The sequence below is a fragment of the Paenibacillus planticolens genome (assembly GCF_013141725.1).
Taxonomy (GTDB): domain Bacteria; phylum Bacillota; class Bacilli; order Paenibacillales; family NBRC-103111; genus Paenibacillus_E; species Paenibacillus_E planticolens.
On record NZ_WHNZ01000083.1, the window covers coordinates 1 to 16,437 of the forward strand.

The window sequence follows — 16,437 nt, forward strand, 5'->3', positions numbered from 1 at the left end:
TTGTATTGGCCTTCCGCATAACCGTCTGTTACACCAGCTGTTTTCAAAGCTTCGATGTAAGGAAGTGCATAGCCATTTGCTTCGTCGGTTACACTAACGTCAGAGAAGCTGGAAGTTTGCAAGTCTTTGTTGATGTCAAGACCCATGATAAGCGCTGCAACTTTTGCGAATTGCGCACGGTTCATTTCGTCTTTCAGACCGAATGTTGTGTCAGATACGCCATCGAAGATACCTGCAGAGATCATCGCATCAAATTTTGCTTTTGTCGCAGCATCCAGGTCTTTCAAGTCTGTAAAGTCAGCAGACGTCTTAGCGAATGCTAGGGACGAGAACATGGAGAAGGCCATAGCGGATGTAAGGACTACGGAAAGAGTTTTCTTCATAAGGGTTTGTTTCCTCCTAATATTTTAAAGTTTTTTGTTATAAAAACTTATAACCAACGGGACGACTATTGAATCTTCTTGTTGACTCCGTGTAGCTTTTCGTCTATCACCTCGGCTACATGACTTAGTATACTTGAGTGTATACACAATTTCATTGATAAGTATTTTCCAGCAGGCAGCTGCTTTAAATACTCATGTCTTCGGGCAAGATTTCACCCACAAGTACAATTTACATTCTATTTGTGAAGCAAATGCGTAGAGAAACTGAGCGCTGTCTAAAAGTTAGCTTAAGATAGGCTGAATTCAATTCTCTTATCTTCATATAGAAAGAAAAAAGACTGTATCCGGTACATCGGACACAGTCTTCTTGTTCATTCAGGTTTTAAGGGATTTTCTTTTGCTGCTTGAGCACACGGTTAGCAATAGCCGCGGCCTGGGCTCTAGTCATATTGCCTTTAGGGTCATAGCTGTAGGTAGGCTTTTTCTGCCCTTGTACAGGTGCATTTTCGATGCCATCCATTAAGCCCGCTTTAATAACGGCTTCTACGGAGGCTAATGCGTAAGTATCAATGTCGCCTGCATCTGTAAATTGCTTTTTAAGATTAGCAAGCGATTTGGCCGAATCGGTGGTTGTTTTCATATTTGCTGCTCTTTCTATCATAACGGCTGCATCTGCACGACTAATCGAGTTGGTAGGAAGGAACAAGCCATTGGAGTTTCCTCTTACGATTCCTGCCCGAGCTCCTGCTTCAATATGCATAAAGTCATACAAGCTGCTGCTATTCGGTAATCCGAGACCTCGGCGTACATCCGCGAAAGTACCTTGGAAGTTAGGATTGGTCGGATCGTTGGTATGATAAGTCGTATCTTCATTAACTAATGGGATATTAAAAATGTTAACCAACATCGTTACAAACTCGCCGCGTGTAATCGCATCATTAGGCAAGAACTGTCCTGGTGTCTTGTTGTTCATGATCCCTTTGGAATAAAGAATATCCAAGTAATCACGTGCCCAATCATGATTAGTTACATCATTAAAGCTATTATTCATATACTTGACTTGGAAATACCCGAAACTCTCAACCGGCACTTTGATCGTGTGGGTTTTGGGATCCACAACTCCGCCAATATTTTTCCAGCCTACATATTGATTGCCAGTACCGCTCGGATCCAAGAATGTACCGAATTGATAAACAGTAAGGTACTTCCATGAGTCATTTCTAACCTCTTCGTCATATTTCAAAGTTAAGGTTCCACGTTCAGTAGGTATGACTAAATTTTTGATGTATCTAGCGTAGAATGCAGTCTCCCCTGGTCCCGGAAGCGATGGAGACGGTAAGTTACCACTGCCTTGTAAGGCGTCTTTAAGTGTTGAAGTACTACTTGCCGCACTAATATCAATCGCTCCGCCATCTATCCAGAACAACTTGCTGGCAGCTCTGAATCGACCTGTCGGCTCTTGAAGGAAGCGTGTTCCGGCCGGTGTTTCCGAAGCCTTATCTACACGACCATCGTCCTGATTGGCGATCCCAAAGACCAGCTTGCGATCGGAAGTAATAAATTGTTCCGTTTGTGTACGATCGTTTCTCATCAACTTCGTATCTTTCGGGAATGTCAATGTGAGCTCCCCATCGAACAGACTCATTTTAGCTGTGAGATTGGTGCGATATTGTGCGCCTTCAATTGGTGTATTCAAATTATTAAGAATAAAGGAACCCTTAGATTTAGCACTTCCACGAATAATTTCGAAGCTAATTGTATTTTTGCCCGCTTTAAGATTCGGGACATCCAAACGGAAGACTCCTGGTGCGGTAAGCTTGGCTTCTGTTTTATTGTAGATAATAGAGTTTGCTCCGTCAGCTTGAATAACTACGGTTTGGAAGTTTGTATTTACGTTAGCTTGGTCAATTTTATCCGCATTTTTAACAAAATTCGTTGGTTGAAGCAGCAGATAGTCTACAGGCTGTTTAGTAACAGTAATCATCTTGCTTGTCGTGCGGCCTGTTTTATTCTTAGCCACCAGCTCTAATACATAATCTCCATACGCATCCAAATTCAAAGGTGTCGAAAGCTTGAATTTGGTCGTAATTTGATTGCCGTCCAGCGGATTAGTAACTTGAGATATTTGTGCTAATTGCGGAGTCGTACCCACAGCAAGAGTAGAACCATTAGGGACGCTTCTCACATACAAAATAGCCGTTGAAGTCGGATCTGCTGAATTTATTTTAGCGTTTAACACCGTACCCGTTAACTGAAGCTTATCAGATGTAGTCAAATACGCTCCAGGAATTGTACTAGGCGTTGATGGCGTTACTCCCGGATCAAGGGTTAGCTCCTCAATTAGAGGTGCGTAATCACTTAAAACGAAAATCTCATAAATCGTTTGTGTGACAAGCACTTTCGTACCTGCAGGCCTTAAATAAAGAGAGAATTTAATTGTCTTTTTACCATCGGCATCAAAAAGAGTATTAAATGCACTAGCAGGAATATTAAAAGTTCCATCTGTTCTATTAATTGCTGTAGCAGGTAAAGTAATATTCGTATCATTTACAGATACTTCAATATCATCGTAGCCTGTCGGCGGCAAATTAACTATTTTACCTGTAATACAAGGGGCAAGACCGCTCGCACAGGTAATCTGAGCAGGATTGCTGACTACTTTCCCATTATAGAGACTGTTCACAATGACATAAGGCGCACTTGAGATATTCAACTGATACGTTTTGGAACCAGCCTGGTTATAACCAGTTGTAGAGTTCCAAGGAACCAATGTCATCTTGGTAGCACCGTCCGGAATATCATGAAGATCAATCTCCGCTACGCCGGATGTGACCGTCACATCACCGCTGTCTGCAAAGCCAGGGATAGTCACTTTCACTTTATCCGCATTTCCATTCACATGGAATTTAAGTTTGGCTGGGAATTCATTGATTTGGTTCGTTCCTTGCTCAGTAAGCTTGACTTCATAACCTGCGCCAACTGCCGGAGCGAAATATTGAGCCGTATAGCTAATGTAAGGCAAAGTTGGATTAACATAATTGAAAGTATATCTTGTTGTATATTCACCGCCAAGACTTGTAACGAATTTAACGTCGATTTCCTGGTAAGTAGCCGTACCGCTCAGTGGAAGGTTTGCCTCAATATGATGGACATCGTAGGCAGTGCCTCCCGTTACAACCGCTGGAGAAACTAAGCTTGGATCTGTTCCGCTTGCGACATCAGGGTTAACATTCAAGTAACCGCCATTAGTTGACGTTGTGCCTGTAGCGAATGTATAACGAAGCGTTGTCCCACTTCCGGCAACACTAATATCTGCATACAAGTAATCAGGGCTGCCTGCCGTAATATTCCCTTTACTGTTCTTTAAATCTGCTGTAAACACGATGTTATTATCCGTTGAGCTTTCCAAATTAGGTATAGTGACCAATGCTTGGTCTGTATTCCCTGTGGCCGTCTCTTTAAAACGAACTTTACCGTTAAAAGCAAAACCGTATCCATTGTTATAAATAAAGTTTCTTGATGTCGTGTAAAAGTTCGTCGGATTCTTTGCAACGAAGGTTACTAGGTTATCCCCTGGCGTTAAAGCCAAGTCCGAGGCTCTGCCTGTGTTTGTTAAGAATGTAAAGATGCCGCCGGAAAAATTGGTTGCTTCGTAAGTAGCTCCTGCTACGGTAGCATTGACTTGATAAGCATTATTTGAATTACCCGTAATGGATAGGTTCGTGTATGGACCGGTTACCGGATACATTCCCCCATCGGCAAAGTCAGCACCGTTAATTTGCAAATTCGTGATGTTGGACACCGGTGTAAAGTAAATCCATGCCGGCTTGGAATCAACCGTTGAAGTGCTTCCGTATTTAACAACGATTTTATTTAAACCTTCGGTTAATTGAATGTTCTCAAAGGTAATTTGGTTGCTGTTGTTAGGGTTCTTGATTGCGCGATTCGTTTTGTTCGGCGTGGTTACCCCGGTATTGATATTCTTAATCTCGTAATAAATATTCGTGATCTGATCGTCAGAAATTCCCCCTATATCCACGCTAAGCGTGATTGGGTTCGATGTGATTCTAGGAACCGCGGCATCAGAGTAGGGAGGATCATCCTGTATTACTGTAGTATCATTGGGGTCAGTATGTACGTAATAATTCGTTATATTGATTACAGGCGCGGCGGAAGCCGTGAGTGGCGGAAGCAAGGTTAGCAGCATGGCAACCATGAGGCTAATGCTAATCCACTTATTTCTTTGCTTGGTCTTCAAAGCTAGTTCCTCCTTATGTTATCTAAAATATTATTCATCATCGTCATGTCATTCTTGACCAGCCTGCTCGGCCAGCCTTCTTTCATTTTCGACAATCCCTCCCAAATTCTTCTATCATTCTACATGTTTAGACGCAGCTTACCTACCAAAAGTTCTTGTACCTTTCTTATCGGTCAAAACCTCGCAATTGTTTAGAGAAAGAGGGAAGTTCACAAAATAGAAAAAAAATCCAACCCGAAGGTTGGATTAGAGTAAAGCGATATAAGTGCTGATTTATTTGCCCATCCGGTCGCTCTGTACAGGCTTGCGGATAAGTTTTTGCAGGAAGTTCAAGACCGGCTTGCGGCTTTTACTGATAATGCCGATCGCTTCTGCTCCAACGAGCATGACAAGGAAAAGCGCGACAATGATCATGATTAAGCCCCAAGTAGAATCCTGGGAAATAAAGACCGAGCAGATAACCGCGCTGCCGCCAAATACGGAAGCAATACCATAAATGATCAATACGCTTGTACGATGGCTGAAGCCGAGCTGTAGCAAGCAGTGGTGCAGATGGCTTTTGTCCGGCGCCGAAATCGGCAGTTTATTCACGTAGCGGCGCATAATCGCGAAGAAGGTATCGGATAATGGCACGCCTAGGATCATAATCGGAATTAAGAGCGATACAACGGCCGCTTGTTTGAAGCCGAGAATCGACAATGTCGCCAGGGCGAAGCCTAGGAACAAGGCGCCTGAATCGCCCATGAAGATTTTGGCTGGATGGAAGTTATAGAACATGAATCCTACGATGCTTCCTAGCAGAATCACGCTCAATAGAATAACAGTCACATTGCCCATCATAAGCGCTAAAATAAGAATCGTAGTGGTAGCAATACCGGATACTCCTGCTGACAGGCCGTCAAGACCGTCAATCAAGTTAATGGCATTGGATACGCCGACGATCCATAATATCGTAATCGGGATACTCAACCAGCCGATAGGCAGGTTCGTCTCTCCGAACGGAATGTTAACGAGATCGATTTTGAGGCCAAAGGAAACGACGATGCACGCGGCAATGAGCTGCCCGAGCAGTTTCCATTTGGGCGAAAGTTGAAAACGGTCATCCAGAGCCCCCGTAATGACGATAACTAAACCGCCGAGCAGCAAACCGAAGGCTGCATTGGAGTTTACGGCATCTAGTGCTGGAGAGACGACGAAATACGCTCCGACAAATGCTAGGAAAATAGCTAAGCCTCCGAGACGCGGCATAATTCGGGTATGAACTTTTCGTTGGTTAGGGGCATCCACAGCTCCAACCCAGAAGGCAAATTTTTTGACCAAGGGTGTCAGCAGCACTGCAATAACGCAGGCAGCGATGAACCCAATCGCATATAATCCATACATGTCTTCTTCACAGCTCCTCTTGTCTTGGGTGGCAGGTGATCCGCCGAAGAGAATTATACTCCCATTTGTCCACAAATACTACTGCTAAATTTGTCTGAAATGACCGTTTTCAGCCAATTTTCATAAAAATTTTCATGGTTTTGTGACTTTCTCTTTATCGCGCATCACTTTCATCGCGAATTTGGGGAGTAATAGCATTCTTTTGTAGCGCCACGGTTCCTGCAACAGGCGGTAGAACCATTCAAGACGTAGTTTTTGGAATATGACCGGCGCTCTTTTTAGCTTGCCCGAAATAACATCAAAACTTCCCCCGATTCCCATCATAACCGGAACGCCAAGCTGCCCTTTGTATTTCCCGATCCAAGGCTCTTGATTCGCTGCCGCTCTCCCTACAAATAGAAGATCCGGCTCCGCATCCACGATGGATTGAATCACTTCGGCATCCTGCTCGTCACCAAAATAGCCGTCACGCACGCCAACCAGTTTGATTCCAGGATAGTTCGCACGAATCTTAGCAGCAGCCGCTTGGATCACTTCACTTGAAGCCCCTAGCAGGTACACTTTCCAGCCTTTCGGCTCTCCGGCTTTCAACAGTTCTTGGAGCAAATCATAGCCGGGAACCCGCTCAGCTACAGGCTCTCCCACATAATTGGCCGCCCAGACGACGCCCGTTCCGTCAGGAACGATAAGCTCAGCGCGCTGCATCATGCTCATATAAGCAGGATCATCCAGCGCCGCCATGACCATAATCGGGTTAGCGGTAACGATCTGATGAGGCTGTCTTTGATCAATCGCCTTGGATAGGTAGGCAACCGTTTGGGCCATGCTCATCTTGGAGATAGGAACCCCATATATACGGACTTTGGGTATAGCTTGGGCAGAAACAATTCCAGTTGGGATCGTTGTCGATGTTGAGCTCATAGATATCTCTTCCTTTATGTGACGTTGACTTTCACGTTTTGGTTGACTTTTTACTATTTTTTTTGCTTATAAAATGAAACGATGCGATTCGCAGGGAGCTGCGCCTGCGCCTTAAGCTCCTCAATGGCGGCGCGCTTGGACGCCGCCCAAGCACTTGAACCCGCCAGGAGACGCTGTGCTTCCTGGGCCAAGGCATCGGCATCGAAGCGAGCGGTCGATGCCGCGGCTTTCATGCCGAGCCTATGGAGGAACTGGTCGATCTTCGGATCGTACGAGATGCCGACCATAGGCACATACTGCGAGGCTGCATAAATCAACGAGTGCAGCCTCATCCCGATCAGCAGGTCGCATCCCGCGACCTGCGCAAGCATATCCTGCGGATGGACGATGCCCGGCACCATCTCCGCCCGCGCCCCGTGATCGCCTAAACGGTCGATCACGAACTGCGAAGCCACCTCGTCAGACGGGAGGTGGAATGGCAAGAACCGCAGCCGCACGTTAGGATCGGCGGCGAGCAGCTTTACCAGGGACCGCGAAAGAGCTTCCAGCTCCGAGCGGTCCTCGTTCCAGAAGCGGACGGACACGCCGACCGTCCGCACACCCGCTGCCGACCCGTTAGACCCAGCCTCGCCGCGAAGCGGCAGGCCCATGACCGGGTCGGGCACGACCGCGATGCGCTCCCGCGGGAGGCGCATCTTCTCAAGCAGCTCCGCGGATTCGATATCGCGGACGGATACATAGGCGCAGCGTTTGAATACGCTGCGGATCCAGCCGTCGAACATCCGGCGGTTCACCGGCCCGATGCCTTGCGAATAAATAAAAGTGGGCTTTCCAAGCCACTGTGCGATTTTCAACACAGCCAAGTAATACGGAATGGTCTTCGAGCTTGTAGCATCCTGAAGTAAGCTGCCGCCGCCGCTGATCAAACCGTTCGCTTCCCGCAACGCGCGGAGCAGCGAGCCCGGCTTCATCCGGTGATACGAGGCAACGCCGTACATCGCTGACGTTTTCTCCGGATTCGCGGAAAGCACGATCGGCTCGATGCGGATGCCCTGTTCTCGGCCCTGTTCCTCCAAAGCGAACAAAATCGATTGAAGCACAGCCTCATCCCCGCTATTATCGAAGCCATAGTAGCCGGATAGCGCTATTTTGACAACTTTGGCACCCATCGTTTCCAACTCCTTGTGACAATTTCCCAAGCTGCGATTAGAACGAGGCCAATGATAGCGCCAAACACGAGACCGTAGGTAATACGGATGAACGAGATATGAAGCGGTGTATGCAAGTGAGCGAACGTATCAACGATGGAAAGCTGTCCGATTACGCCGATGAAAATCAGGTAAACCGCATGTCTGTAGCGGACAGATAGGTAGGCCCCAAGTAAAAACAACGGATGGGCGACCAAAAATTCTTTCGTACGAGGACGCACGCCAAGCGTATTTTCCAGGAACGAACGGAACAATTTCTCCACTGTAGATGCTTGTCCCTCGTTACCTGTACGGGACAGATAATAGAAGACTGCCGCAAGACCAATTCCGGCAACGAGAATCCACAATACACTAATATAAGAAGTGAGAATACGGCGGATATTATTGAGTTTGTCGCTATAGGTATTGTTTTCGCTAAAGAATAACAAGTATACGCCTGCGATTGCGATAGGCAGCAAATGTAGTATACCTACGCCGCGGAACTGTTGCAGAACAAGCATGTACGTGATGTGGTTAAGGAGCGCTACTTCGTAAACAACACCAATGAGCGAAATCGCCGAAGTTATGATTAATGTCCATATGGCAAAAGCAAGACCGGACTTCCATTTGGCTGCGGCTCCCGTACGAACCGTACGAATAGCGCGCATAATTGCGATGCTCGGCGCAGAAATAGCCGCTGCCAAGGCAAGACCCTGCGCGTATAAATTAGCTGACAGAGTGTGCAGTGCAACCAAGCCCAGCAAGCCCAGCACAAAGAAAATGAGCGTTGCTTCCGGGATGAAGAATGAAATCATAAGCACGATTAGGCTCAAGCCGCCAATCAGCATAAAGACGCTGGCTGCTTTCTGCCAAACATTCGATTCTACTTCAAAAGGCTGGGCTATGCCAAGCGTAAAGCCTTCTTTCTCAATACGCGGAATAGCTCCGTCTTTACCTTGCAAGCTCTCATAGTAAGCGGAGAGCGGATCTACCAACTTACCTTTATCCAAGCTTTTTACAGGTCTCGCATTTATGAAAACCATGCGAATATTGCGATCCTTCACAGCAAGCACGAAACGATCGGCAACCCCTTGAATGCGGTCTTCCAGCTCCGCTTTTTTCAGCGGTTCTGTCAGCTTCTCACCGTCTTTCTCCGTGAAGGAGTGCAGGCGGACGACGTTATAATTCGTTTCTTTGGCTAACGTATTAAAGCCTTTTTGAGGCTCTTTCAGCATTTCGATAGCGGCCAGACCGATGCCGTTTTTGTTCAGCAGATCTGCCATTTTATTAAGGTTAAGATCCGTGTTTTCTTCCGTATAGCCCGGAACCTCATTGCCATCGACGATGATTCTTTTCACACCGAAATCATGAAGCTGCTTCAGGAGACGATCCATCTCATTCGTGACGAAAGGTCGGCGATTCGATAGGCGCACTACGATTTGGAAGCCTTGATCCTTCAACATTTGCAGAGTAATCGGGTCAGGGTCCATTCCCTTAATCGAAGCATCGTCCATACTCATTTGAATAATGAGTCCGTTGCGATTTTTGAAGCTCCAAGGTTTGATGCCAACGCCCAGGTCGGCAAATGTCTTCTGAATTAATGGCTCCAGCTTTTGCTGCGTTGCGCTGTCCCTGAACAACACATAGGTGAAGTTCTCATTCGGATCACCGAAGGTTTGGGTAAGCGCGGCTGCGTCCCTTGAGTTGTACATATCAATGTGACGACTCTCTTTGAACTCGGACAGCGTGCTTTCATACACAGACATGGATCCGATGCCCGCGGCCTTCATATTCTTCAGCTGCTGCGCAACGAAGCTTTGCGGGTTTGTTTGTACATCCGAGATATCCAATAAATCACGATAGTCAAATACGAACTCGACGTTCTTCGTCGAAGTTTCGGTTTGGTGACGCGTGTAAGCTAGCGGAAGCGAGCCTAGCATACCAATAATGACGAGCCACCATAGAACATTTTTGAGCGGGTTATTCCAAGTTTTATACCAATTCACCAATTGTCCACTCCTTAGAGCATTTACTTTCTATTCCCATATACACTCGAAAACCCCTCCAGCTCCCAAGCCTAGGAAAATAGGCCAAATGAATGCGGATTTATTCCATCTATTCATTAGACGACCTATCCCTGACTTAGGTTCTGAAGAGGTTCAATTGATCCTATTTCATTATCCGTCTACACGGCTAAGCACATATTGAACGATGCGATCCATCTGTTCCGCGGCTTCAGTTCCTGTTGCTCCCTTGACCGCAAAATAGAACTTAATTTTCGGTTCGGTTCCTGAGGGACGCAGACAGAACCAGGAGCCGTCCTCCAACTTGAATTTCAGCACATTCTCGAGCGGAAGTCCGTTAACCCCTTTGGCGTAGTCTTCCATATCGGTAACACGCGTACCACCGATTTCCGCCGGAGGATTCGTTCTCCAAGCTTCCACCATGCGTCCGATTTGTTCCACGCCGTCTTTCCCTTTAAGCGTCCTTGATTCCAGTTTTTCCAAAAAGTAACCAAAGGATTCGTACAGCTCTTGCAGGACTTCATATAAAGTCTTGCCTTGCTTCTTATAATAAGCTGCCGCTTCGGCAATAAGCATCGCTGCGATCACCGCATCTTTATCTCGGGCATAGTCTCCGGCCAAATAACCGTAGCTTTCTTCGTAACCAAACAGGTAAGTATGCTCGCCTGTTTGCTCGAATTGCGTCATTTTCTCCCCGATATATTTAAAGCCGGTTAACGTATTTAACGTTGGAATGCCGTAATGCCCGGCGATCACCGCACCCATTTCGCTCGTAACGATCGTTTTGATAACTACGCCGTTCGCCGGCAATGTTCCACGTTCTTTCAGGCTTGATAATAAATAATTAACGATAATCGCCCCGGACTGATTGCCTGTCAAAACGACATACTCACCGTTCGGATCTTTCACTACCGCCCCCATGCGGTCGGCATCCGGATCCGTACCGATAATGATATCGGCATTCCAATCTTTCGCCTGTGCGATAGCGAGTGTAAAAGCTTCCCGTTCCTCCGGGTTCGGAGACTTCACCGTCGAGAACTGCGCATCCGGCAGCTCTTGTTCGGCAACGACACGAACTTGTCCGAAGCCAACGGCTTTCAGCACTTCCCTGACCGGCACATTGCCTGCTCCATGCAGCGGCGTGAAGATGACGCGGAAATCGTCGCTAATTTCCTTAATGACTTCCGGATTCTGACTAATCGCGGTTACGGCTTTTATGTACGCTTGATCGACATCTTCGCCGAGCCATGTGAGCAGGCCCTGCGCCTCTGCTTCCTGCTCACTCAGCTTCTTCACTTTATCGAAGGAATCAATGCTCTGAACCTCAGCGATCACTTGCTCCGCAAACTGAGGAACAAGCTGTCCACCGTCTGCTCCATATACTTTGTATCCGTTATATTCAGGTGGATTATGGCTTGCTGTGACGACGACGCCTGCGGCAGCTCCCAAATATCTTACGGCAAAAGACAGCTGTGGCGTAGCATGCAGCGTCTTGAATAAATAAGCCTTGATGCCGTTGCCTGCGAAGACCAGGGCGGCCTCTAAAGCGAACTCCGGCGACATATGACGGGAATCGTAAGCCAAGACAATGGAAGGGCTTGGTACGCCGGTACCCTTGACATATTGCGCCAAACCTTGGCTTGCGCGTCCAACGGTATATACATTGATTCGGTTCGTTCCAGCGCCAATTACGCCGCGAAGTCCGCCTGTGCCAAATTCGAGATCTTTGTAAAAGCGATCCTCAATTTCTTTCTCATTTCCCCCAATGGCTTGCAGTTCTTTCTTCGTTTCGTCATCCACAGCCGGATCGTTCAGCCATAATTGATATTCTGTTTGTACACGCGTCATAGTAGTCAGGTTCATCTCCTCTTATCTATGGATTATTTATTAGCAAGGGCGAACATAAGCTCACCTTCGACTACCACTTTGTCGTCTACTTTCGCCACAGCTTGGCCTTTGACAATCGTGCCTTTTACACGTGTTATCGTCATTTCTAATGTTAGCGTATCGCCTGGCACCACCTGCTTGCGCCAACGAATGCCGTCTGCGCCGGCGAACAAACCGATTTTGCCTTTATACTCCGGCATCGATAATACGGCCACTGCGCCCACTTGTGCCAAAGCCTCGATAATCAGCACGCCCGGCATAACCGGATAGCCTGGAAAATGACCAGCAAAGAACGGTTCATTAATGGTAACATTCTTAATTCCTACCGCTTTCACGCCTTCTTCGACTTCCAAGATTCGGTCAACGAGCAGAAAAGGAGGGCGGTGCGGAATAATCTCTTGAATCTGATTAATATCTAGCATAACGGGGAATGCTCCTTTCAAATTGCTTGTATAAAATACAAGGTAATCACTTACAATACAGGTGTCCCTTCATTAACTGCAGAAGTGAAGGTTCATATAGGGGGAGCTTATGTAAAGCGGTCTGTGCACAGTCCCTTACGTAGGCTCTTTTTTACGTTATGTTTTTATTTGATTTTGGCCCTTCGGTTTAACAACAGGAATTGAAAAATATAAATGAAGGAAGTTAAGAAGGAAACCCCGATCACGAACCATAAGTACGTCATGGCGAAGTCTAAATGAAAAACAATGAAGAGTATGGCGAAATAGTAAAGCACCGTCGTTAATTTCCCCATCACGTTGGCGGGAACCGTTAATTTGCCCCTGAAATGAAAAAAGGCAGAGCCCATGATCATGCCCAGGTCACGAATGAATATCGCTGCCGCCGCCTGCCACGGTATCATCCCGGTAATGAGCAAAGAAAGTATGACCGCAATCATCATGCACTTGTCTGCAAGGGGATCCAGCATGACGCCAACAGGTGTAACCAAGCCTCGAGTTCTGGCAATATAACCGTCTAAGATATCTGTAAGTCCCGCTGCCAATAAAATCAGGAAGGCAACCTGAATATGGCCGCTAAAAAAAATAACGAGGTACACAGGAATTAGAACAAACCTGCTTATGGTGAGCATGTTCGGAATATTCAAAGTACCCCTCCTGCGCCTATTATCTGGAATATGACGATTAACCTTCATTCATTATACATTTGCTTACACAAAAATAAAACTCCCAATACGGGAGTTTGAATTAATTCGCAAAGACCAAATCGTATAAATGCCGCCAGGTGCTCATATGAAAGATTTCCGCAGCCGGTTGATGGCCCAGCTTGGAGTATCCAAGCCATAGTCCGACGTAAACGGCCAACACGCAAAGAACAGGAATACGAATAATCTTGAAAATAAGCCATATAACGTCCAGCCATTTCGGCCGTGGCGCTTTCTTCTTCGGAGCAGGCTTGTCTGACATCGAGCCCTATCCCTCCCTTTCTGTGATCAGGCGCGCAAATTATTCGCGATATTCATCATCTGATCGGAGGATGTAATCGCCCGGGAATTGAGCTGCAGCGCTCTTTGCACCATCACGAGATCCGTCATTTCATCGGCAAGCGTCACGTTCGATTGCTCCAAAAACCCTTGCATCAAGGTAACCCGATTGCCCGTTGTATCTAATCCCGGATTCACATCTTGTAAAATATTGGCCTTCTCCGCAGCCGTTATCCCCGCTGGAAGCGCGTATAAATTATCTCCAACATCTTGGAGCAACTGCGGACGCACAACGCGAACGAGTTTGATTCGTCCCAAATTAAGCGGCGCGGCACTCGGATCCTGCTCGCTGTAGCCGTTAATGAGACCGTTCGGTTCAACAACAGGTCTCAAACCGGCAGGCACGCGAATCGGATTGCCATCCGCACCCGTAACAAAATGGCCCTCTTTGGTCGTCAGCACCGTATCGCCATTCGCGTCAGGCGTTAAGCTGAACGCACCGTTTCGGGTCCATGCCGGCTGGAATACCTGATTGCCATTCGCGTCTACTTTGCTGACAGCTACTTCAAACAAGCCGTCTCCCTGAATCGCAAAATCCGTGACATTGCCCGTAGACTGAATAGGCCCTTGCGCAAGGTTCGTCTGGATTTGAACCAGCTTCGATCCCCATCCTTGGTTGAAGCCAAGCGGCGAGAACCGTCCTTGCTGGCGGAATCCTTCCGGCTGCGACTTCACGTTGGTCAGAACGTCCTCAAAGGAGGCTTCTTTTTTCTTAAAACCGTTTGTGTTTACGTTCGCTATGTTATTGGACAGAATATCCAGCTTTTGCTGCAAGCTGTGCATGGATACCGATGAGTTAATCATGGAATTGTTCATGTGTAGCTCCTTCGCAAGCTAGATTAGACGCGTCCTACTTCGTTCGCTGCCTTGTCCATACTTTTATCGTAAGATTGAATGACCTTTTGGTTCGCTTCATAAGCGCGAAGCGCTGACATCAAATCCACCATGGATTGCGCAGAATCCACGTTGGAGCGCTCGACAAAGCCTTGTCGAACCTCAACTTGATCGCCCGGTGCGACTTGCGTTACCGTCGCTTCATCGCCCGGATTAATCCGCAGCAAGCCGTTGCCTTCCCGCAGCAACAAGTTGGGATTCTCGGCACGCGAGAGCATTAAGCCTACAGGTTGTCCGGCTGCATTCAGCAGCGGTTGGCCGTTCCCGTCAAGGAACTCGCCTTTGTCTGTCACCTTAAAGGAGTGAATCGGCTGTCCCGCTCCATCAATAAGGAGCAACGGTTGTCCATCTCGACCCAGCACTTGATTGCCATCCGCGTTCACCAATTGGCCTGTCGTATCTACCGTAAATTTACCGTTCAAAGAATACCGGGGCTCTCCCTGCGCGTTCATCACGGTAAACAGAGCCTTCGGCTGGAATGTGCGCTGTCCGTCTTCACTCACGTATTTCCCTGAAGCGTCAAAAACCATGCCCGGCACTTGAATGTTTGACACCAAGGCAAAGTCAAAAGGATTTTGCGTTTCCTGCAAGTCGCCTTGCGCGTGAATGGAAATGTTTTCCTCGGAGAACACACCTAGACTCATTTTTCCAAGCGGAGCTGTCGAGGCTCCTTGTCCACCGCGTATTGTCGAAATGAGCATCTCCGGGAACGAGCGTGACAAGGCATTGCCTTGTTTAAAACCCGGGGAATTAATGTTGGCAATATTGTTGGTAATGGTATCGTGTCTGCGCTGCTCGGAAATCATTCCTGCTGCCGCGGTATACAGTCCTCTTAGCATCTCTTCACCCTCTTGGATAAACTGTCTAGTTAAAATTTACGTTTAGAAACCTTATCTAAGTTATCAAGCATAATCCCTGTTCCTTTAACTACGCAAGACATTGGATCTTCCGCAATTAATACCGGAACCTTGAGCTCGTCCGCCAACAATTGATCCAGTCCGTGCAGCAAAGCTCCTCCGCCAGTCAGAATGACGCCGCGGTCAATAATGTCTGCGGAAAGCTCAGGCGGTGTGCGCTCCAGAACGCTCTTCGCAGCCGTTACGATAGATGAAACCGGATCCCATAGAGCTTCCTGAACCTCACTGGAGTGAATCGTAATCGTAAGCGGCAATCCGGATACCATATCTCTGCCGCGAATATCCATCTCTTGATCTCTGCCATGTGGATATACCGTTCCGATTTTAAGCTTAATGTCCTCGCTTGTCCGTTCGCCGATCAGAAGTTTGTACTTATTTTTGATGTACTTCGTGATCGCAATATCGAACTTGTCTCCAGCGATTTTGATGGAGGAGGAGGTGACGATGTCACCCATGGATAACACAGCTACATCCGTCGTCCCTCCGCCAATATCTACAACCATGTTGCCGCTAGGCTGGAAAATGTCCATGCCCGCACCGATTGCCGCTGCCTTCGGCTCTTCTTCCATGAATACCTCTCGTGCACCGCTGCGCTCAGCCGCTTCGCGGATCGCCTTCTGCTCAACCGAGGTGATGTTGGTAGGGGCGCAGATCAAGATCCGCGGATGCGAATACCAGTTCTTGCCCCCCACTTTTGCAATAAAATGCTTTAACATCATTTCTGTAATATCAAAATCTGCGATAACACCATCTCTCAATGGACGAATCGCGATAATATTGCCCGGAGTTCTACCAACCATGCGGAAAGCTTCTTCTCCTACAGCAAGCACGCGTTTCGTATCGCTTTCAATCGCTACTACAGATGGCTCATCGAGCACAACGCCGCGTCCTTTCACATGAATGAGCACGTTCGCCGTGCCGAGATCTATCCCAATATCCTTGCTTAACATTTCAAGTTAATCCTCCCTAAATCTACCGTCCATCCCGTGAAGAATCGGCGCTCTTATAGATAGTTCTAATTATAAGCTAAATTCGCTGCAAATGCATTATTTCCTCTTTTTCCGTTAAATTTCGACATGTCC

At 47.3% G+C, this 16,437-nt stretch carries 13 protein-coding genes; all 13 read right to left on the minus strand.

The features are described from left to right. Positions 1–383, minus strand: a 383-nt coding sequence (locus tag GC097_RS31375) for an S-layer homology domain-containing protein (protein WP_171685887.1), incomplete at its 3' end; no start/stop codon positions are given. A gap of 382 nt (positions 384–765) precedes the next feature. Further along, positions 766–4,641, minus strand: a complete 3,876-nt coding sequence (locus tag GC097_RS31380) for an S-layer homology domain-containing protein (RefSeq protein ID WP_171687201.1) — start codon at positions 4,639–4,641, stop codon at positions 766–768. Positions 4,642–4,914: 273 nt separating this feature from the next. Continuing rightward, entirely contained in the window at positions 4,915–6,024 is a 1,110-nt protein-coding gene (locus GC097_RS31385; RefSeq protein ID WP_171687202.1) for a glycosyltransferase family 4 protein, read from the minus strand. A gap of 132 nt (positions 6,025–6,156) precedes the next feature. Continuing rightward, positions 6,157–6,945, minus strand: coding sequence for a WecB/TagA/CpsF family glycosyltransferase (locus GC097_RS31390; RefSeq protein ID WP_171687203.1), 789 nt, complete (start codon positions 6,943–6,945; stop codon positions 6,157–6,159). A 53-nt stretch (positions 6,946–6,998) separates the two neighbouring features. After that, the gene (csaB, locus tag GC097_RS31395) at positions 6,999–8,114 is read right to left on the minus strand and encodes a polysaccharide pyruvyl transferase CsaB (protein ID WP_171687258.1); all 1,116 of its coding nucleotides are present in this window, start codon (positions 8,112–8,114) and stop codon (positions 6,999–7,001) included. Beyond that, positions 8,090–10,138 (minus strand): DUF5693 family protein, encoded by a 2,049-nt coding sequence (locus GC097_RS31400; RefSeq protein WP_312875756.1) that lies wholly within the window; start codon positions 10,136–10,138, stop codon positions 8,090–8,092. The genes csaB and GC097_RS31400 overlap by 25 nt, the downstream gene beginning before the upstream one ends. Before the next feature lie 171 nt (positions 10,139–10,309). Continuing rightward, entirely contained in the window at positions 10,310–12,013 is a 1,704-nt protein-coding gene (locus tag GC097_RS31405; protein ID WP_376768440.1) for a phospho-sugar mutase, read from the minus strand. Between the two features lie 23 nt (positions 12,014–12,036). Further along, positions 12,037–12,465: a 3-hydroxyacyl-ACP dehydratase FabZ gene (gene fabZ, locus GC097_RS31410; RefSeq protein WP_171687206.1), complete on the minus strand. Its 429-nt coding sequence runs from the start codon at positions 12,463–12,465 to the stop codon at positions 12,037–12,039. A 164-nt stretch (positions 12,466–12,629) separates the two neighbouring features. After that, on the minus strand, positions 12,630–13,148 hold the full coding sequence (locus GC097_RS31415) for a CDP-alcohol phosphatidyltransferase family protein (protein WP_246294577.1): 519 nt from the start codon (positions 13,146–13,148) through the stop codon (positions 12,630–12,632). A 100-nt stretch (positions 13,149–13,248) separates the two neighbouring features. Continuing rightward, positions 13,249–13,467, minus strand: coding sequence for a DNA-directed RNA polymerase subunit beta (locus GC097_RS31420; RefSeq protein ID WP_171687208.1), 219 nt, complete (start codon positions 13,465–13,467; stop codon positions 13,249–13,251). Positions 13,468–13,493: 26 nt separating this feature from the next. Continuing rightward, complete coding sequence (locus GC097_RS31425; protein ID WP_171687209.1) at positions 13,494–14,360, minus strand: flagellar hook-basal body protein; 867 nt, start codon at positions 14,358–14,360, stop codon at positions 13,494–13,496. Between the two features lie 23 nt (positions 14,361–14,383). Further along, positions 14,384–15,277, minus strand: a complete 894-nt coding sequence (locus GC097_RS31430) for a flagellar hook-basal body protein (protein WP_171687210.1) — start codon at positions 15,275–15,277, stop codon at positions 14,384–14,386. Positions 15,278–15,306: 29 nt separating this feature from the next. Beyond that, the gene (locus GC097_RS31435) at positions 15,307–16,305 is read right to left on the minus strand and encodes a rod shape-determining protein (protein ID WP_171687211.1); all 999 of its coding nucleotides are present in this window, start codon (positions 16,303–16,305) and stop codon (positions 15,307–15,309) included. Positions 16,306–16,437: the final 132 nt, after the last annotated feature.

Coding starts and splice junctions, on each gene's coding strand:
- GC097_RS31385 (WP_171687202.1), bottom strand. CDS start 6,024: ATGTATGGATTATATGCGATTGGGTTCATCGCTGCCTGCGTTATTGCA.
- GC097_RS31390 (WP_171687203.1), bottom strand. CDS start 6,945: ATGAGCTCAACATCGACAACGATCCCAACTGGAATTGTTTCTGCCCAA.
- csaB (WP_171687258.1), bottom strand. CDS start 8,114: ATGGGTGCCAAAGTTGTCAAAATAGCGCTATCCGGCTACTATGGCTTC.
- fabZ (WP_171687206.1), bottom strand. CDS start 12,465: ATGCTAGATATTAATCAGATTCAAGAGATTATTCCGCACCGCCCTCCT.
- GC097_RS31420 (WP_171687208.1), bottom strand. CDS start 13,467: ATGTCAGACAAGCCTGCTCCGAAGAAGAAAGCGCCACGGCCGAAATGG.
- GC097_RS31425 (WP_171687209.1), bottom strand. CDS start 14,360: ATGAACAATTCCATGATTAACTCATCGGTATCCATGCACAGCTTGCAG.
- GC097_RS31430 (WP_171687210.1), bottom strand. CDS start 15,277: ATGCTAAGAGGACTGTATACCGCGGCAGCAGGAATGATTTCCGAGCAG.
- GC097_RS31435 (WP_171687211.1), bottom strand. CDS start 16,305: ATGTTAAGCAAGGATATTGGGATAGATCTCGGCACGGCGAACGTGCTC.